This window comes from Geothrix edaphica (assembly GCF_030268045.1).
GTDB lineage: Bacteria > Acidobacteriota > Holophagae > Holophagales > Holophagaceae > Geothrix > Geothrix edaphica.
Map to the genome: position 1 here is coordinate 256,125 of NZ_BSDC01000001.1, position 19,437 is coordinate 275,561.

The following is a 19,437-nucleotide window of genomic DNA, read 5'->3' on the forward strand; positions in this document are numbered from 1 at the left end:
TCAGAAATCCCAGAAGGCGTCGATTTCCTCGTTCGTGAAGTCCCACACGGCCTGGTGGGGCGTGACGGGATCCGAGCTGAAGAACTCCGGCAGGCGGTCATCGGCGCTGGTCAGGCCGGCCGCCAGGTTGAAGGCCCGCTCGAGCTTCAGGACCGTCTTGCCCAGGCCCGTCACGTCCTCGCCTGTGAGCTTTGCGCCGAACCGGGCGTTGATCATGGCGATCAGCGCCGGCAGGCACTCGGGAATGTCCAGGGCCGGGAAGGCGATGAAGATGCACATGCCCGTGGAATCGATGGCGGCCGTGGCGATCTGCAGGTTCCGGGAGAGCTCGACCTGGCCCTCCTTCTTCAGCGGATCCACCTGGCCGCCCACGTTGAGGATGTTGGTGGCGATGGTGTAGCCCGCGGTGTGGTCCGCGCCCATGGGGCTGGTGCAGTAGGTGATGCCGATGCCCTTGACCGAGCGGGGGTCGTAGGCCGGGATGGCCTGGTTCTTCACCACGGGCACCCGGGTGACGCCGTAGGTGCGGCCCACGGCGCCTGCGCCCGAGCCGATCACCCGGCCCAGGGCGGTGCCCTTGCCGATCTCCTCGCGCAGGATGCGGACCACTTCCTTCCCGTCGCCCCAGGGGAGGAGGCCCGCTTCCATGGCCACGCCGAAGGCCACGGCGGTCTCGATGGAGTCGATGCCGAGGTCATCCATGAGGTTGTCCGCCAGGGCGATGTCGTCCAGCTCGGCGATGAGACAGTTGGCGCCCAGGCCCCAGATGGTCTCGTACTCGAAGCCGGAGGTCAGGTACTGGCCCTCCTTGTCGTGGTAGACCTGCGAGCACTGGATGACGCAGCCCGCGTGGCAGCCGTGCCGGGGCTTGCCCCCGCGGGCCACGATGGTGTCGTGCATGGTCTCGCCGCAGATCTGCTCGTGGCCGTCGAACTGGCCGTGCGTGAAGTTCCGGGTCGGCAGGCCGCCCGCCTCGTGGAGGATGTTGACCAGCACGTTCGTGCCGTAGGTGGGGAGGCCCTGGCCGCTCACGGGGTGGTCCATGAGGGCCTTCGTGAACACGCGGGAGGCGCGCTTGAAGGCCTCGGGATCCGCGAGCTGGATGCCGGGGGCGCCCTCGTCATCAATGGCGATGAACTTGATCCGCTTGGAGCCCATGACGGCGCCAAGGCCGCCGCGGCCGTGGCTGCGGATCTTGCCCGAGGGATCCTTCACCGAGATGTTCGCGGACGTGAGCTTCATCTCGCCGGCGGGGCCGATGGCGATCACGCCGGTCTTCTTGCCGAGGAGCGCCTGGAGGGCGTCGATGACGGCGAAGTTCCCCAGGCCCAGGAGCCCGCGCTCCTCTTCGATGGTGACGCCGTCCTTGCCGACCTTGAGGGCGTACCAGCCCTCGCCTTTGGGCATGCCCTCGACGATCAGGGCCTTGATGCCCAGGCGCGCGAACATCTGGGCCGCCGTGCCGCCGACGTTGCTCTCCTTGATGCCCCCCGTCAGCGGGCTCTTGGCGCCGGCGGACAGGCGACCCGAGTTGGACGCCGCCGTGCCCGAGAGCAGCCCGGGCGCGAACACCAGCTTGTTGTTGGGCCCGAGGGCGTGGCAGGTGGGCGGGACCTCCTTCGCCACGATGGTCGACGTGAGGGCCCGGCCGCCGAGACCGGCCCACTCGGCGGGCACCTCCTCGACCGCGGTGGTCAGGTCGGTCATGTTCACGCGCAGGATCTTGTCCATGGTGGGCTCCCCTCAAGGTCTCGGATGGATCCCTGACCAAGGCAGGAGGTGTGCCGGTCGCCGGAGGCGGGGGGCTATTCTTGACATAGGTGTCCGCGAAGCCCCGGCCGGCCCGGTCGGGAATGGGAAAAAACGAAGGTCCAATCCTCCGGAGCCGCCCCCGATCCTCGGTTTGAAACGTTACTTCTTGATCATTTATGTATCGAATCGTTACCATGATGGAACAGTTTGGCGCGACCCGCGACCGGACTGGCCTCCGGAGGGGCCATGGCGCAGAGGGAGGGGCAGACCACGGAGCGCTGGGCGGTCTGGGACCGCTTCATCCGGGCGGGGAAGATCGAACCCGGAACGCTGGGCCCTGAGCTGGAGGCCTCATGGCGCCGCTGCCAGGCCGCGGGTGTGGATCCGCTGGCCGGGCGCTCCACGATGGTACTGGGGTCCGCCGAGTTCGCGGCGCTGGCGGAGCGGAAGCAGGACCTGATCCGGGTCGCCAAGCCCTTCATGGAGAACCTGTACAGCCTGGTGGCGGGCTCCAGCTTCGTGGTGCTGCTCTTCGACGAGCAGGGGTACCTCCTGGAAGCCGTCGGCAACCCGGACCGCATCCTCGCCTCCCAGGACCTGAACCTGAACAAGGGCGCGCTCTGGGCCGAAGCCGAGGTGGGCACCAACGGGGCTGGCACGCCGCTGGTGCTGGGCCGCCCCTTCCAGGTCTCGGGGGCGGAGCACTACTGCCAGAAGCACCACCGGTGGACCTGTTCCGGGGCGCCCATCTTCGACCCCCGGGGCAAGACCATCGGCCTGCTGGATATGACCGGCCCCGTGGACGAGACCCACATCCACACGCTCGGGCTGGTGATGGCCGCGGTGGAGGCCATCCAGCACGAGCTGGAGGTGGGCCAGAAGAACCGGGAGCTCCGGCTGCTGAACAACCGGCTCTCCAGCATCATCCTCACCGTCACTGACGGGGTGCTGGTGCTGGACGTCGATGGCGTCCTCGATCAGATCAACCCCGTGGCGGAGCGGCTGCTGGGCGTCTCCAGCCAGCAGGCCGCGGGCAAGCGCATCACGGAGCTGGTCCGGGACCTGGGGCCCATCCGCGAGCTGCTGGCGTGGGGCCGGGAGTTCCTGGACCGGGAGCTGGAGCTGACCTCCGGCCGGGGAACCCTCCAGTGCGTCGCCAGCGGCAAGCCCATCCTGGACGAGGGCGGCGTGGTTAAGGGGGCCGTGCTGTTCGTGAACCCCATCAACAAGATCAAGGGGCTCATCAACCGCTTCAGCGGGGCCCAGGCCACCTTCCGCTTCGAGGACATCCTGGGGCAGGGGGAATCCCTGCAGCGGGCCGTCCAGCTGGGCCAGCTGGCCGCGGCCAACGAGAGCAACGTGCTGCTGACCGGCGAAAGCGGGACGGGCAAGGAGATGTTCGCCCACGCCATCCACAACCAGTCGGAGCGCCGGAAGGGGCCCTTCGTGGCCATCAACTGCGGGGCCATCCCCCGGGAGCTCATCGCCAGCGAGCTGTTCGGCTACCAGGACGGGGCTTTCACAGGCGCGGCCCGGGGCGGGCGCCCGGGGAAGTTCGAGCTGGCCAGCGGAGGCACCCTCTTCCTGGACGAGATCGGCGACATGCCCCTGGAGCAGCAGATCGCGCTGCTCCGGGTGCTCCAGGACAAGACCATCACCCGCCTCGGCGGCGACCGGCCCTTCGTGGTGGATGTACGGATCATCTGCGCCACCCACAAGGACCTGCGGGAGGAGATCCGCAAGGGGACCTTCCGCCAGGACCTCTACTACCGGCTCAACGTCTCCATGATCAGGCTGCCGCCCCTGCGGGAGCATCCGGAGGACATCCCGGAGCTGCTGGAGGCCTTCCTCCACAAGTTCGCCACCCGCAAGGGGGTCGCGAACCTCCGCATCGATCCCGGCGTGAGCGGTGCCCTCCAGGGCTATGCCTGGCCCGGCAACATCCGCGAGTTCCAGAACGTGGTCGAGCGGATGGTCCATGCCATCAAGGGCGAGGTGATCACGCTGGGGGACATTCCCGAGGAGATCCTGCGAGCCCCGGACGCCGCGGCAGCCGTCGCGGCCCCCGCGCCTCCGGGCCCGGCCAGGAATCCGGCGCCCGCGAACCTCCGGGAGCAGCTGCTGGAGGAGGAGCGGGCGCAGATCCAGGCCTGCCTGCGCGCCTCGAAGGGGAACATGAGCAAGGCGGCCCAGGAGCTGGGGATGGCCCGGAACACCCTCTACCGGAAACTCCAGAAGCTGGGCATCTGAGCCATGGGACAGTCCTGGGGGCTCGCAGCGGGAGGCCAAGAGGCGGCGCTGGCCTACCTGGCGGGCATGGCCGCGGCGCTCTGGCTGCTGAACCGGGCCCGGCGCTCCTTCTGGCTCTTCTCCCTGCTGGTGCTGCCCGGGACCTTCTGCCACGAGCTCTGCCACTGGCTCGCGGGGCATCTGCTCAACGGGCGCCCCGTCCACTTCACCGTGCTCCCGCGGCGTGAAGGCCGCGGCTTCGTGCTGGGGGCCGTCACCCTCTCGAACCTCCGCTGGTACAACGCCTTCTTCATCGGCCTCGCGCCCCTGGCCCTGCTGCCCGCCGCCTGGGGCCTGCTCCTGTGGCGGCTCGGCGGCCGGCCCGCCCTGGGCTGGCCCGAAGTGGCCATGGGGTTCCTCCTGGCGAACCTGGTCTTCGCCTCCGTGCCCTCCTGGCAGGACCTCCGCATCGCGGCCCGCTCTCCCATCGGCTGGTTGCTGCTGGCGGGGGCGCTGGCGTGGGGGTGGCTGCGGGACGCGAAGCCGGGCTCCGCCCCGGCTCCATCACGCCCGGGTCACGGCAGGAAGAGCGCCTGAGGCGGACTCCGCCCAGGCCGCGATGCCCTCGGCCAAGTCCGGGATGCCCGGCCCGAAGCGCGCGGCGCCCAGCCAAACCAGGCCCTGGGGGAGGCCGGCGAGCACCCGCGCCACCTGCGTGCCGTGGCCCGGCTCCAGCAATGGGAAGGCCCCGGGGCAGACTTCCTCCCGCACCTGCACGGCCTCGGGCAGTTCCGGCAGCCAGTGGCGGAGCTCGGCGAACACGCCGGCCCAGGTGTGCAGCGCGGGGGCCACGGGATAGGCGCCGCCGAGGTAGGTCCGCAGCTGGAGCAGGCCGGGCACGCCCCGGGGATCGTCCGCCGCGAGGGACACGGCCCCCAGGAGGCCCCGGCCCTCCGGCGGGTGGATGAGCAGGCCGAGGCCCCGCTCCCAGCCCGGAACCATGGCATGGCGGCTGTGCCAGACGCGGAGCTCCAGCTGGGGGACGTCCGCCAGGATCCGGCTCGCCGCGGAGGCCACCGGCGCCAGCAGCGAGGACGCGGCCTGGGCCGGCAGGGCCAGCACCACGGCCTCCGCCTCGCAGCTGAGGCCCGCCCCGTGGACCCGCCACCGGCCCTGCGTCAGGGGTTCCAGGGCCTGGGCGGGTCGGTGGGTGTGCACGCAGCCGAGCCGCTCCGTCAGGTCCCGCGCCAGGGCGCCGGTGCCTCCGACGGGCAGGCGCGTGCGCTCCGGGCCCGCCCGCAGGCCGCCGAGAAGCAGGCCTCCCCGGGCCTCCAGGCGCTGCAGGCGGGGCAGGGCCTCCAGGCCGATGCGCTCCGGCGGTGCCGCCAGCACACCGGCCACCAGGGCCGGCAGCAGCTCGCGCGCGAAGCCCTCCCCCAGGCGGCGGGCGAAGAAGGCGTGCAGGCTTTCGTCGGTCGCGGTCCCCGCCGGAATGAAGGGTTCCGCCAGCATCCGCAGCTTCCCGCCGGGCCCGAGGCCCGGCGCACGCAGCAGCCCCGTCAGCGTGGCTGGGCTGGGCTCGCGCCTCCCGCCCCGGCCCAGCCAGCGGGGGCCTTTCGGCTGGGGAGGGCGCAGCTCCAGATCCAGGTCGTGCAGCAGGCGATCCAGGGCGCCGTCCCGGCCCACCAGGAGCCCCTGGGGACCCCGCTCCAGGAAGCCCGGCTCACCGGCCGGACCAGGCCAGGGCAGCGTCTGTGCCCAGCCGCCCGCCGCGTGGGAGGCCTCCCAGACCTCGACCTCGCAGCCGCGCCGGCGCAGGTGCCACGCCGCGAGAAGGCCGGAGATTCCGCCCCCCAGGACGAGGATGCGCGCGCTGTTCCTGTTCCCTTCCACACCACCCCGTGGCCCGCCCGCCATCGCCCCACCGCAGGAGCCCGGGCATCGCCAGACCGACTATATCGGGGGCGGGCGCCGATCCTTCCCCGTTTTCTGCCGAGGCCAGGAAACCCCGGTGCGATCAGCTCACCCGCGTTCCTTGTCCTTGTCCTTGTCCTTTTCCGGATCAGGCTTGGGCTTGGCTTTGGGGGCCGGATCAGGCTTGGGCTTGGCTTTCTCCACGGGATGAGGCGCGGGTTCCGGCCGTCGCTCGAGCTGCGGTTGGGGCCTGGGAGCAGGCTGTGGATCAGGCCTCGGCGCGGGTTTCCGATCAGGTTCAGGAAGAGGGCGCGGGGCCGGCTCCGGGCGGCGCTCAGGCGCGGGCCGCACGGGCGGTTCTTCCTTGGGCCTGGGGGTCGGATGCAGGGTGGGCTCCCGGCTGGGTTCCGGGGCTGGCCGCGGGGCCGGCTCCGGGCGGCGCTCAGGCGCAGGCCGCACGGGCGGTTCTTCCTTGGGCCTGGGTGTCGGATGGGGCGCAGGCTCCCGGCTGGGTTCCGGGGCGGGACGCGAGGCCGGCGCGGGCTGGCGCTCAGAGGCAGGGCGCCCTTCCGCGGGGCGCGGCTTCGATTCCTGTGCCGGGCTGGCGGGCCTTGTCGCAGGAGTCGGGCTCTTCACGGGCGGTGGCAGGGTTTTCGGCGTGGCCTTCAGGACGGCCTCTGGCACCTGCCCACCGGGGGCCTTGGCCGGCACCACGCTCCTGGGGGAGAAATCGGCGGGACGCACGGTGGCCGCCACGGGCGGTTTGCCGCGGTTCACCGAGGCCAGGAGTTCCCGGTTCTGGCTGGCGACCTCATGATGCCGGGTCTGCTCTGCGGTGGGCTGCACGTGGGCTTCCCGCGCCCACGTCCGATCCCGCTCCGTGGGGGCGACATTCACGCCTCCGGTGCCGCCGTTGTAGGCGATGTAGGTGTTGTTGTTGACGACCGTCTTGTTGTAGACGTAGGTGATGCTGCTGGTGTTCACATTGGTGACGGAGCGGTTGTAGTAGTAGTCCTGCCCCTGCCAGTAGCCGCCTTCGAAGCCATCACCTCCATAGCCATGGCCGTAGTTGATGCCGCCGTAGAAGCCCACGTGGAGCCCCCAATAGCCCCGGTGGAACTCGAAGAATTCGCCTTCCCACCCCCAATAGCCGGGCGTCCAGAGCAGGCCTCTCTGGGGGATCCGCACCCAGGTGCCGGGAACCCAGTAGTAGCCATCGCCGCCCCAGGCCCAATAGCCAGGTGTCCAGGCGTACCCGTACTCGGGAACCATGGGCTGTTCGTAGATGGGAATCGGCGGGGGCCCGATGGTGATCTGGATGCTGATCTGCGCGAGCAGGGCGGAGGGCGCGGCCATCGCCAGAAGGACGTAGGTGAGCCGGGGAAGGAATCGCTGGGCAAGCATGAGGTGCTCCTCCAAGAATCGTTGGGCCGCAGAGGGGTGGTTCGGAGCGGGAGACGATCCACCCCCGCTCCGCCTGATGGCGAAGATCACGGGAAGCACGACCCCCAAAGGGGGCAGGGCCCTTCCGCGAACGTGGATAAGCAGGTTCCGAGCCGCCGCCATAAACATCATTTTTGAAGTTGTTTATGGCTTCCCGATACCCGGTGGCGCGGGCGGGCCCATCAATATGGAGGGGGCTTCCCCCTCAATTTGAAGGAGTAGGAGCCGCCGCCCGCTGCCCCTGGGGCCGGGGCGGCTTCAGGGGCCCGGGCGTCTCAGCGCTTCCCCACCTGGATGCACTCTTTCGTCTTGGGGGTCATGGCCCGGCTGACGGTCAGCTCCACCTTGGGGGCGACCATCACCTTGATCCGCCCCACGGAGGCCGGGCGGATCCCCTTGACCATCCCGGGGCGCAGCAGCAGGTGGCGCTGAATGCGGACCATGCCGTCCTCCGGGAAGGTCTGCTCCACCTCCGACAAGGCGGCCCAGCGCGTCAGATAGCGGTTCTGGCCGCGGCAGGCCCAGACCTGGTTCTGCTCCAGTTCGAAGTGCGTGACCAGCTCCAGCTCCATGTAGATCTCCCCGTCGCCGGCCCGGATGGGGAAGCGGATCGGGGGCGGCACGAGGGCCTTCAGTTCGGTCGGGCTCAGGGGCCGGATCAGCCGATCCCGCAGGCGCTGCAGGCATTTCGCCAGCCGGTCCTCGAACACCGGTTTCAGCAGGTAGTCCACGGCCGCGAGCTCGAACGCGCGCACCGCATAGGTGGAGTAGGCCGTCACGAAGACCACGGGCGGGGTGTCCGGGGCCTCCGCCAGCACCTCCAGACCGCTGAGGCCGGGCATCTGGATGTCCAGGAAGATGACATCCGCTTCGTGGGGTTCCTTCAGCCACTGGAGCAGGGCGACGCCGTCACCGAGCTCCGCCACGACGGTGCAGCCGGCCTCCAGGAGCAGCCGCGAGAGCCGCTCCCGGGCCAGGGGCTCGTCATCAACTACAAGGGCCTTCAGGGACTTCATGGGGGAATTCTACTTGGATCGCCTCGAATCGAATGCAGGCAAGGGTGCCCGTGCCCGAGGGCCCGATGGACAGCCGGGCGCCATTGCCGAAGTGCAGGGCCAACCGGGAGCGCAGGTTCTTGACGCCGATGCCGTTCCCGCTCCCGTGGACCGGGAAGGGCTGCCCCGAATTCCAGACCTCCAGGAGGATGGCCCCCTCCTGGGCCCGGGCCCGGAGCACCAGGTCGCCTCCGGGGATGCTGGGCGCGATGCCGTGCTTGATGGCGTTTTCCACCAGGGGCTGGAGGAGGAGTGGGGGCAGCTCGATGGAGTCCAGCCCTTCGTCCCACTCCCAGACGACCCGGAGCCGGCTGCCCAGCCGGATGGCTTCCAGGGCCAGGAAGTCGGCGATGATCTTCCGTTCTTCCCGCAGGGGCAGGCGCACGTGCTCCGACGCGACGAGGATGCGCCGGAGCAGGTCGGAGAGATGCCGGATGGCGCCCTCGGCGGCCTTGGGATCCTTGTGCACCAGCTCCGCCAGGCCGTTCAGGGCGTTGAACAGCACATGCGGGTGGATCTGGCTCTGGAGCAGCCGGTTCTTGGCGATCTGGGCTTCGGCCTGGGAAGCCTCCCGGAGCTCCTCCGAGCGGGCCCGCGCCGCGACAAGTCCCCCGACGACCATCATGGCTGGCCCCACGAGTGAGGTGTAGAGCTGCACGAGCTTCCGCAGGTTGAATTTGACGTTTCCTTTGGCAAGAAACCATCCATCGATAATGGGGAGAAGAACCGCAACCAGCTCACAGGCAACCACTGAGAGCACGAACCCGAGAATGAAGTTCCAAGGAGTAGAAAGCCGTCGAGGCAGGACCCAGGGCAGAGGGGCCAGGAAGGCGAAAGCTCCAATGTGCGTGAGCGGAGAGGAGAAGGCACTGGCCAGCCACCATCCGGAGCCGATCCGATGAGACGTCCAATGATCGTACAGAAGGAGGATGACCCACAGGGAATAGCAGGCTCCGATGGCCCGCCAGTTTTTGGCCAGCGGAAAGGCTGAAACCCATGGGTTCGCGGGGCCCATGCCCCCTTCTTCCCCCCACTCGGCGAACCCATGTCGGTTGTCAATCAATGGTGGTGAGTGAGGTGGTGAGGGTGATCGGCCGCTGGCCCCGCTCATGCTTCGGCCCCTGGCCTTCCGTGAAGGGCGCTGTGGGTCGGCTGGCAGCTTCGCTCATCTGGCTCGAGCGCTGGATGGATTCTTTGCGGAAGGAGAGGCTGGTGTTCACGGGAGCTCCCAGGTGGCGCCGCAGGGCGCGACCTTGTTTTTGAACCCTCCCGAGACGGGAACCAACGTCTTTCCATGAACGGTATGTAACCACACCTCCAACCGTTGGGACCCCTGCATGCCACCATTCGGAGATTCCGGGTGGTGCGCGGTCGGGAGATGATTCCCTGGAGCGGTCTCCCAACGAAGGCATCCGGCCCATGTCGCACCAGCCCACCTGTCGAACCGCTGACTTTTTTGTGTTACGTAGCCCGAGCCTCCCGCTGGATTCGCTGGATCCCCGGAATCCTCCGGAACGGGACCGGGAGGCCCTGCGCGGGATCCTCCGCGAGCTGGCCGGACGCGACGCCGTGCGGGAGGCCCTGGCGCTGGCCTCGCCGGACCTCGCCGCGCGGCTGGACGCGTGGCGGTCGGGAGCCCTGGAGCCCCCGGCGGCCCGCGGCGTCGAGCGGGCCCTGCTGAAGTACCTCGGCCGCATGAGCCGCCGCGCGACGCCCTTCGGCCTGTTCGCGGGCGTGTCGACGGGAACCTGGGGCGCCACGAGCCAGCTCGCCGTGGCCTCCTGGCCGGAGTGCCGCAAGGCCGTGCGTCTGGATTGGGGCGTCCTGGAGACCCTGGTGGCACGCCTGGAGCAGGCGCCGGAGGTGCGGTCCCGGACGGTGTACCGCCCCAACTCCAGCCTCTACGGATGCGGGGGCTGGTACCGGTACCTGGAGCACCGGGAGCAGCCCGGAACGGGGCGGACCTACCACCTGGAGGCGGTGGAGGCCACGCCCCACCTGGACTTCGCGCTTCAGGAGGCCCGGGATGGCGTGCGCCTGGAGGACCTCGCGGAGCGGCTGGCCGGTCACCTGGAGGTGCCGCCGGCGGAGGCGCGGGCCTTCCTGGAGCAGCTCGTGCAGGCCCAGGTCCTCTGCGGGGATCTGCTGCCTCCGCTGAGCAGCCGGGATCCCCTGGGCCACGTGGTCTCCGCCCTGCGGGCCGAGTCGGCCACGGCCCACCACGCGGAGCCCCTGGCGGCCCTGGGCCTGGGCCTGAAGCGCCTCCAGGAGGCCCCGGCCGGTTCGCACCCCCGAGGCGATCCGGGCCTGGCGGCCGCCCTGCTCGATCTGGGGATCCCCGCGGAAACCCGGGATGTCCTCCAGGTGGACCTCTTCCGTCCCGCCCCGGACCTGTCCCTGTCCCCCGGAGTGCGGCAGGCCCTCGAGGAGGGCGCCGAGACGCTCCGCCGCCTGACGCCGGCCCCGGCCGAGGGGGCGCTGGAGCGGTTCCGGGCGGCCTTCACCGCGCGGTACGACGCCCGCTGGATGCCGCTGCTGGAGGTCCTGGACGAGGAGCGCGGGATCGGCTTCGACGGGGCGCCCGTCTATGACTCGCCACTGCTGGAGGGCCTGTCGTTCCAGAGCCCGCCCGCCCCGGCCCCGCTGTCCCGCCGGGACCGGTACCTGCTGGCGCAGCTGCCCCGCTGGCAGGGGACCCAGGCCTGGGAGCTGGAGGAGGCGGACCTGGCCGCCCTCGCCCACCCGGATCCCCAGCCCTTCCCGCCCTCCTTCGCCGCGCTGGCCACCCTGGCGGCGGCCAGTCCGGCCGCCCTGGACCGGGGCGAGTTCCAGTTCTGGATGGAGCACCACTCGGGCCCCACGGCCGCCCGCTGGCTGGGGAGGTTCGCCTCCGGGGATCCCGAGCTGGAGGAGGCCCTCCAGCGGCACCTGCGGAAGGAGGAGGCCGGGCGCCCCGAGGTGGTGTTCGCCGAGGTGGTCCATGTGCCTGAGGGCCGCATGGGCAACGTCCTGGCCCGGCCTTCGCTGCGGGACTACGAGATCCCCTTCCTGGCCCCGTCCGGCGTCGCCGCCGGGGCGGCCATCCTCCCTGCGGACCTCCAGGTGGCCGTGCGCGGGGAGCGCGTGGTGCTGGCCTCGACGCGGCTGGGGCGGGAGGTCGTGCCCCGCCTCTCCTCGGCCCACAACTTCGCCCGCGGGCCGGTGGTCTACCGGTTCCTGGCCCGCCTGCAGGACCAGGATGGGCGTCCGGGCGGGTGGTCCTGGGGCGCCCTGGCGGAACAGCCCTTCCTGCCCCGGGTCACGCGCGGGCGCCACGTCCTCAGCAAGGCCCGCTGGCGGGTGGAGGCCCGGGAGCTGAAGGAGGCCGCGGCAGGCCCGGGCGAGGGTGCCTGGGGCGCGTTCCAGGCGCTGCGGGAGCGCCGGGAGCTGCCCCGGTTCGTCGTGCTCACGGAGGCCGACAACAGCCTGCTGGTGGACCTGGACCAGGCCCTCTGGGTGGAGACGCTGCACCACCTCGTGGCGAACCGTCCGGGCTTCATCCTCACGGAGTGCTTCCCCGCTCCCGGCGAGGCCCTGGTCACCGCGCCGGAGGGGCGGTTCGCCCATGAGCTGGTCATCCCCTTCGAGGCGACCGCCCCGCCCAGGCCCCAGGCCATCGCCCTCCCGTCGGCGCTCCCCGCGTCCGAAGTCCGGACCTATCCCCCGGGGTCGGAATGGCTCTACCTCAAGCTCTACGGCGGGCCGGCCAGCGCGGACCGGCTCCTCACGGAGCTGGAGCCACTGCTCCGGATGACCGGGGCGCAGGGGCTTTGGGACCGCTGGCACTTCATCCGGTACCGCGATCCAGACCCGCACCTGCGCCTCCGCTTCCACGGCGTGCCCCTCCGGCTCCTCGCGGAGCTGCTGCCCCTGCTCCACAAGTATCTGGAAGAGCGCCGGGCCCAGGGGCTCCTCCGGACCTGGCAGGTGGACACCTTCGAACCCGAGTGGGAGCGCTACGGCGGCGCCCTCGGCTTCTCCCTGGCGGAGGCCTGGTTCTGGGCGGACAGCCAGCAGGTCCTGGCGCACCTGGCCGCGGGCATGACGCTGGAGCAGCGCTGGCGGACGGGGCTGCACGAGGTGGACGCCATCTGGGCGGCCCTGGGCCTGGACCGTTCAGCACGGAAGGCGCTGGCCCAGGCCACCCGGGAGCGTCTCCGGAAGGAATTCGGCGACACCGGGGCGGAAAGCGCCCAGCTGGGCGTGCGGTTCCGGGGCCTTCGGAGGGAGCTCGAGGCGGGGTTCCCCGCGAGCACCGGGGCCTCCGGGGCCCAGCACCTTCGCGGCCTGGACCGGATCCGGGCCGCCTCCGCAGAGGGGCTGCTGCAGGAGAGCCTGACCCGCATCGCGGGGAGCCTGGCGCACATGCACCTCAACCGCCTGTTCCGGAACCACCCCCGGGAACAGGAATGGGTGCTCATGGAGTTCCTGACCCGCCTCTACGACTCCCACCTCGCGCGGTTTCCGGAGGGCTCCGCCGGATCGGGAGGGTAGGGGGCCGGGCCTACCGTTCGGCCGGGAAAAGCGACCGTTCGACCGGCGGGCGGCCCGGCTCCCGCGGCCACTGCTAGGATCCGCTCCATGGAGGTCCTATGCACGAGAACCTGGAGATCCGGGGAACGGAAAGCCAGGAATGGATCAACGTCCACGAGCCCTACGAGCTGCGGGACTGGGCCATCTACTTCAGCGTCTCGCGGATGAAGATCGCCGAGGCGGTCATGGCCGTGGGTCCCATGGTCGAGGATGTGAAGCGCTACCTCGGGAAGTGAGCCACCCCGCCGGCGCCTCCGCCTGCCGCAGGGCGATGGACCGCCGGCTGCAAGCCCAGCACCCCTAGAGGCCTGGGGCGTCTGCCAGGATAGTCGGGAACCTTGCGGTTCCAGAGGCAGGCATGAGCTACGACCCCTTCGACGGTGTGCTGTTGGATGACCCGAGGCTGCCGGTCCCGGGCGCCCTGGGCATGATGCTGCACCTGCGGGTGGCGCGCCGCCTGGCCAAGTCGAATGGTTGGTCCAGGCCGAGTCTGGATGGCCTGAAGGCCCGGGCCGGGGCCTGCCAGGAACTCCTGGCCCAGGGCCTGCTCCCCGCGACGGTCCGGGCTCTGCGGGCCCATGGGCTGGACCTGGGGAATCCCACGACGCCGCACAGCCTGGCGAGCCTCGTGGCCCACCTGGAGGCCTACCTCCTGGAGGTGGACCGCGCCGGCTACCTGGAGCCCGACGTCGCCCTCTGGCGGGCCGTGGATCTGGAACTGGCGGGCCTGCGGGGATTCTGGATCGAGCGCACGGCGGAAGACGGCCCCATCGCCGCCGGCCTGCGCGACCTGGTCCCCGCCCGGCTACGGGCCCTGGCCTGCGTCCCGGGCCTGGAGGGCGCCGCGTTCACCCTCGCCACCCGCAAGGGGGACGCCACCTCCGGGCTCTTCGGCAGCCCCCAACCGGTGGTGGAGTGGTTCCTGGATGGGCTGGAGGAGCATGGCGGGGGCCTGCCCAACGCGCTGGATCTCGCGGAACCGGATGGCTGGGGCTCGGCCCCCTGGGTCCCGGCCCTGGAGAACCTCTTCGAGGGACCCCTGGACCTCGCAGGCCACGAAGGCTGCTTCCAGCGGGGCCTGGTGGAGGGCCCCGTGGACCTGCTGCGCCACGGGGCGGAGCAGGTCTGCGCCTGGCTGGACGAGGGCATCCCCGCGAAGGACATCACCCTCATCCACCCGGAGCCGCACAAGGTGGGCCTCTTCCTGGCGCCCATCCTGGCGGCGGAAGGGGTGGCCCTGCATGTGCGCGGCGGCCTGCTGCCCCTCCTCGCCAGCGAGGCCTGGAGCCCCCTCTGGACCCTGCTGGAAGGCGTGCAGCGCCTGGATCCCTGCGCGGTCTCCGCGGGCCTGCGGGCCTCCCGCCGCGACGACCTGCGCCGCTGGGCCGACCTCCTGGCGGTGGCGGACCAGGACGGGCCGCTCTCCTTCGAAGGCAGCTTCATGCACCTGAACGACTGGGCCAGGGCCGGCGCCCAGGCCACCTGGCGGGAGCTGGACGCCCTGCGCGGCCGGACGGCCGCCGCCCACGACTGGGCCGCGCGCCTGGAGGCCCTGGCCGCGGCCCTGCGCCTGCCCACGGATCCGGAGGACTTCTTCTCCCCGCTGGGCCTGATGAAGGAGGCCTGGGGGAACGAGGCGTGGTCGTTCGCCGACATGCTCACGGCCCTGGAGGCCTTCCTGGAATCCGCCCGCAGCAGCCGGGTGCCCCGGTCGCCCGAGGGCCTGCGCCTGGTGACGCCGGACACGCTGCTGGAGGACTGGTCCGGCGCCCGGGCCACACTGATCCTCGACCTCTCCGAAGGCGCCTGGCCGGGCCGCGCCGCCGACAACCCGGACCTGGACTGGAACCGGAAGGCCGCCCTCAACCGGGCGCTCCTGGAGGCCACCCGCGCCGCGGAGGGGGACGCCGTCTTCCCGCCGGCCCTCCAGCGCTTCTGGCTGCCCCGCAGCGAGCACGGCGACCAGATCCCCCGCACCTTCCAGATGGAGGCCTACGCCTTCAACAAGGTGCTGGCCATGACGCGGGAACGGCTGGTGGCGCTGAGTCCCGGCCAGGATGCCGAGGGGCGCCTGCAGGCCCAGGGGCCGTTCTGGAACGCCCTGGAAGGGGCGGCGCCCTGGGCGCCCCAGGCGACCGCCGTGCACAGCGGCCTGCGCTGGCTGTGGGAAGGGCGCGAGGCGGATCCCCGTGCCGAGGCCCGCGCCACCGCCGCCCTGGCGCGCCCCGAGAAAGACGCGCTGACCACCCAGGCCCCGGAACCTGATCGCGTGTCCGGGGTGCGCGAGGTCTGGCTCAAGGGCCGCCCCGGCGCCAGCCCCACGGCGCTCGAGGGGCTGGCCCGGTGCCCCTTCCGCTCCCTGGCCGAGCGCGTGTGGGGGCTGGCGAGCTTCGACGCCCGGAGCCGGCTCTCCATGGCCGTGGGCACCCTGGTGCATCACGTGCTGGAAGCGGCCCTGACACCGGTGGTGGGGATCGAGGACTGGCCCGCCGCCTTCCTCGCCGGGGCGGGCGTGGCGCCCGAAGCGGGAGCCGACGCCCTGCTGCCGGTGCTCCAGGACCTCTGGACCGCGAACCGGGAGACCTGGCTGGCCGGGCTGGGTGACGCCATCCCCCAGGAGCAGTGGCCCCAGGCCGTGCTGGACCTGGAGGCCCTGCTGCCCAACGCCGCCGCCGCCCTGATGCTCGATGCCACCACCCCGGGTCCCACCCGGTGGGAGATCGCGTTCCTCTATCCCGAGCGGATGCCCCTGGCGGAGGCCGCCAACTGGCGGAAGACGCCGCCCCTGCAGGAGGGCTGGACGCGGACGCTGTTTTCCCTGGAGGGGGAACTGGGTCCGGTGGATTTGGACCTGGGGAACGGCCGGAGCCTCGCCGTGATGGGGAAGGTGGACCGCATCGAGCGCTGGGACCACGTGGAGGGCCTGTCCTTCCTGCGCGTCACGGACTACAAGACCTCGAAGAAGACGAGCCTGGACGCCTACGCCGAGGCGGGCGCCCCCTTCGCCGCCCACCTGCAGACGCCCCTGTACATGCTCATCGCCGAGGCGGCCCTGCCCGGGAGCCTCAGCACCGCGGCGCTGCTACCCCTGCGCGAGGAGGAGCCCGCCCCCTTCACGGAGCACCTCCGGACCCTGGCCGAGGCCGGCGACTCCGGGGCCTGGCGCGCCCGGCTGCGGGAGAACCTGGCCCGCTTCGACGCGCGTCTGGAGACCGGGGACTTCCCGCCCACGCCCGGAGACCACTGCCAGCGCTGCGAGCTGGGCGCCCTCTGCGGCCGGCCGGTGGATGTGACCGTCGAGACCGACGAAGGAGAGGACTGATGCGCAGCCTCGACCTCCGCGATCCCCGCGTCCTCGACCAGTCCCTGGTGGTCAGCGCCAGCGCGGGCTCCGGCAAGACCTTCACCCTCACCGTCCTCGTCACCGCCAATCTGGGCCGCGGGGACATCCGGCCCTACGAGATCCTGGCCACCACCTTCAGCGAGGCGGCGGCGGCGGACCTCCGCGAGCGCCTGCTGCGCCCCCTGGACCTGCTGGCCGCCCTCGACGAGCCCACCTGGCGGGAGCTGCGACCCCTCCTGGGGCAGTCAGACAGCAAGCCCGTCGAAGCCCTGCTGAAGGCCCTGCCTCTGGCGGACCGCCTGCGGAAATCCGCCGGCGAGGTGGGCCTGGCGGCCTGCCACTGGGGCGGCGCCGCCTGGGCGGATTCGCCCGCCAAGGCCCGGGCCTTCTGGCGCCGCACGCGCCGGGAGGCGGAGCTGCTGCAGGTCTCCACCATCCACAGCCTGGCCCTGCGTCTCCTGGGCCGGGGCGAAGGCGCGCCGGAGAGCCTCCGCGACGTGGCCCATCCCGCCCTGCTGCGCCTGCTGCGCCAGACCGTGCGGGAGGCGCTGACCCTCCCCGAGGCGCACCCCGACCAGGTGCCGGCCCGGCTGCTGCTGGCCTGGGCCGAGCGGAACTGGGAGGACCTGTCGCGGGGGCACGACCAGCACCGGGATGCCCTGGGCCACCTCGACCCGGAAGATCCCGCGCCCCACCGGGCCGCGCTGCGGGCCGCCCTGGCCGCGGCCGCGCAGGCCCTGGCACCCTACGCGGCCAACCCGGTGCTGGCCCAGGATCAGGCCAGCCGCTCCCGGCATTTCTTCAAAGCCTCCTGCATCCTTCCGCTCCCGGGTGCGGGTGCGGACCTGGCCGCGTGCCTGCGCTGGGCCGAGAGCCAGAGCCGGCGCGCGGACGCGGAGAAGACCTACTTCACCCCCGAATTCCGGGCGGCCATGGCCACCTTCGGGCCCGTGGCCGATGCGCTGGAGGCCTGGCTGCGTTGCCTGCTGGTGGAGGCCCTGCGGCGGTTCGAGGCGCGCAAGGCGGAGCAGGGACAGGCGACCTTCGGCGACCTCGTCCGCCAGGCCCTGCTCGGGCTGCGGGAAGGCCGGCTGGAGACCACGCCGCCCAAGCTGCTGCTGGTGGACGAGTACCAGGACACCTCGCGCTCCCAGGACGCCTTCCTCACGGCCCTCGGCGCCGGGCGCATCGTCCGCGTGGGGGACGTCAAGCAGGCCATCTACGGATTCCGTGGGGGCGATCCCGACCTGCTGCGCGATCACCTGGCCGCGGCCGGGGACCGGGCCTTCCGGCTTCCCTCCAACTTCCGCTCCACCCCCGAGGTGGTGGCCCTGGCCAACCGCTACGTGGACGAGGTCTGGCCCCGGCTCGCCCCGGCCATGGACGGGCTGGACGGCCTCCAGGAGGCCGTTGGCCCCGAGGCGCTGCCGGTGGGGCTCGTCCGGTCGCCGGCCCCGTCTTCGGGAACGGATCTGCCGGCCCTGTCGGACTGGATCGCAGGGCTCTCCCGAGAGGCGGGCTGGCGGCAGTGTCTGGGCGCGTCCGCGCGGCCCGGCCCTCGCCGCCGGACGCTGCTCCTGAAGCAGCGCACCAAGCTGCCCGCCCTCCTGCAGCGCCTGAAGCACCAGGGTATCCAGCCCTACGTGGTGGCGAAGGCGGGCTTCTGGGACAGCCCCGGCGTGCGCCTGGTCATGGCGGCACTGGAGGCGGTGGCGCATCCCGAGCGGCCGCTGCCCTGCGCCGCGCTGCTCCGCCAGGTGGTGGGGCTCAGCGACGGGGAGCTCACGCGCCTCGCCGCCGCCCACGAGGGCCGGCCGGCCCTTCCGGGCCTGGGCTCGCTCGATCCAGAGGCCCTTCCCGAGCCGCACCAGGACGGGGCCCGCTGGCTGCTGGACCTGCGCCAGGCCTCCACCCAGGAGCTGGCGGGGCGGCTGCTGAGGCAGGGGAGCGTGCTGCGGGCGCTGGGTGCCCTGCGCATCCACGGGGCCATGGAGCCCCTGCGGGCGCGGCGGAACCTCGCGGCCCTGCTGGCCCTTCTGCTGGACCTGCCCGCCAGCCCCGCCGTGGCCTTCGCGCTGCTGGAGGATGAGCGCGCGGGCATGGAGCGGGGCGACCTGCCCGCCTCCGCGGAGGACGCGGACCTGCTCATCCAGACTGTGCATGGCAGCAAGGGACTCGAGTACGACGATGTCATCCTGCCCCTGCTCCACGCCCGACCCCGCGCCTTCCGCCGCGGCGAGCTGCGCACACAGCCGGACACCGGGGACCTGCTGCTGGCCTGGAAGCTGGGCGACCACCCGGGCGCCGCCTACCGGGCACTCAAGCCGATCGTCGAGGCCCGCCAACGCCGGGACGAGCTGAACCTCCTCTACGTGGCCCTCACCCGCGCCAAGGAGCGCCTCTGCCTGCTGCTGCAGGAGCCGAAGGACAAGAAGGATCCCGCCGAGGCGAAGACCTGGGCCCAGTGGGGCCAGCACCTCGCCGAGGCCCATCCCGAGCTGGAGCTCCTCCAGGCCCCGCCCCAGCCCGCGCCGCTTCCACCCCCGGAGGCCCCCGCCGCGCAGGCCCCCGCCGCCAGGCCGGCCCTGCCCGAAGGCGTGACGCCTCCGGACGCCCATGCCGGCACGCCCGCCGACACCCGCGCCAGGGCCCGCCAGGAAGGCGAGGCCGTCCACGCCTTCCTCCGCGACCTCCTGGTGCGCTGGGAGGACCCGGAAGCCCTCGCCGCCTGCCTCGCCGCCACCCCTGCGATCGCGCAGCTGCGCGAGAACGCCCTCCGCTTCCTGGCACAGTTCGAGGCCCGGGGCTGGCGTCCCCTCCGCCGCCGCACCGAGCTGCCCCTGGCCGGGGCTGCCGCCAGCGGCGCGCTGGGCCGCGCCGACCTGGTGGTCTGGGCGGACGACCGCATCCACCTCCTGGACTTCAAGCACTCCAAGGCCTTCGGGGAAGAGGAACTGGCCGGCTACCGCGACCAGCTCGCCCGCTACGCCCGCGTGCTGGAGGACCAGGAAGGGAAGGCCGTCGAGGCCTGGCTGGTGGCGCTGAAATCGGGCGATTGGGTGCGGGTGTAGGCGTTCCCCTGCCGATGCGCCGGAAGAAGCTGTTTCGATCGACTTGGAAGTGAGGGGA

General features: G+C 71.9%; 12 protein-coding genes. 6 read left to right on the forward strand and 6 right to left on the reverse strand.

Features of this window, described 5'->3' with window-relative positions:
• Entirely contained in the window at positions 1-1,731 is a 1,731-nt protein-coding gene (locus QSJ30_RS01225; RefSeq protein WP_285605961.1) for an aldehyde ferredoxin oxidoreductase family protein, read from the reverse strand.
• Between the two features lie 267 nt (positions 1,732-1,998).
• On the opposite strand from QSJ30_RS01225, the gene QSJ30_RS01230 reads away from it, so the two are divergent.
• Positions 1,999-4,002, forward strand: coding sequence for a sigma-54-dependent Fis family transcriptional regulator (locus QSJ30_RS01230; protein ID WP_285605962.1), 2,004 nt, complete (start codon positions 1,999-2,001; stop codon positions 4,000-4,002).
• A gap of 3 nt (positions 4,003-4,005) precedes the next feature.
• Positions 4,006-4,578, forward strand: coding sequence for a hypothetical protein (locus tag QSJ30_RS01235; protein WP_285605963.1), 573 nt, complete (start codon positions 4,006-4,008; stop codon positions 4,576-4,578).
• On the opposite strand, the gene QSJ30_RS01240 is transcribed toward QSJ30_RS01235, so the two are convergent.
• The 5 genes from QSJ30_RS01240 to QSJ30_RS01260 all read right to left on the reverse strand — a co-directional run bounded on the left by QSJ30_RS01240 (position 4,546) and on the right by QSJ30_RS01260 (position 9,613).
• A complete protein-coding gene (locus tag QSJ30_RS01240) occupies positions 4,546-5,874 on the reverse strand; it encodes a protoporphyrinogen/coproporphyrinogen oxidase (RefSeq protein WP_285605964.1) in 1,329 nt (442 codons plus the stop codon). The genes QSJ30_RS01235 and QSJ30_RS01240 overlap by 33 nt on opposite strands.
• A 129-nt stretch (positions 5,875-6,003) precedes the next feature.
• A complete protein-coding gene (locus QSJ30_RS01245; RefSeq protein WP_285605965.1) occupies positions 6,004-7,299 on the reverse strand; it encodes a hypothetical protein in 1,296 nt (431 codons plus the stop codon).
• A gap of 314 nt (positions 7,300-7,613) precedes the next feature.
• The gene (locus QSJ30_RS01250) at positions 7,614-8,354 is read right to left on the reverse strand and encodes a LytR/AlgR family response regulator transcription factor (RefSeq protein ID WP_285605966.1); all 741 of its coding nucleotides are present in this window, start codon (positions 8,352-8,354) and stop codon (positions 7,614-7,616) included.
• Positions 8,326-9,018, reverse strand: a complete 693-nt coding sequence (locus tag QSJ30_RS01255) for a sensor histidine kinase (protein WP_285605967.1) — start codon at positions 9,016-9,018, stop codon at positions 8,326-8,328. Before QSJ30_RS01255 ends, QSJ30_RS01250 begins: the two co-directional genes overlap by 29 nt.
• Before the next feature lie 430 nt (positions 9,019-9,448).
• Positions 9,449-9,613, reverse strand: a complete 165-nt coding sequence (locus QSJ30_RS01260; RefSeq protein ID WP_285605968.1) for a hypothetical protein — start codon at positions 9,611-9,613, stop codon at positions 9,449-9,451.
• Between the two features lie 238 nt (positions 9,614-9,851).
• On the opposite strand from QSJ30_RS01260, the gene QSJ30_RS01265 reads away from it, so the two are divergent.
• The 4 genes from QSJ30_RS01265 to QSJ30_RS01280 all read left to right on the forward strand — a co-directional run bounded on the left by QSJ30_RS01265 (position 9,852) and on the right by QSJ30_RS01280 (position 19,379).
• On the forward strand, positions 9,852-12,926 hold the full coding sequence (locus QSJ30_RS01265; RefSeq protein ID WP_285605969.1) for a lantibiotic dehydratase: 3,075 nt from the start codon (positions 9,852-9,854) through the stop codon (positions 12,924-12,926).
• A 98-nt stretch (positions 12,927-13,024) separates the two neighbouring features.
• Positions 13,025-13,201: a DUF3606 domain-containing protein gene (locus tag QSJ30_RS01270; protein ID WP_285605970.1), complete on the forward strand. Its 177-nt coding sequence runs from the start codon at positions 13,025-13,027 to the stop codon at positions 13,199-13,201.
• A gap of 122 nt (positions 13,202-13,323) precedes the next feature.
• Positions 13,324-16,287 (forward strand): PD-(D/E)XK nuclease family protein, encoded by a 2,964-nt coding sequence (locus QSJ30_RS01275; RefSeq protein WP_285605971.1) that lies wholly within the window; start codon positions 13,324-13,326, stop codon positions 16,285-16,287.
• A complete protein-coding gene (locus tag QSJ30_RS01280; RefSeq protein ID WP_285605972.1) occupies positions 16,287-19,379 on the forward strand; it encodes a UvrD-helicase domain-containing protein in 3,093 nt (1,030 codons plus the stop codon). Before QSJ30_RS01275 ends, QSJ30_RS01280 begins: the two co-directional genes overlap by 1 nt.
• Positions 19,380-19,437: the final 58 nt, after the last annotated feature.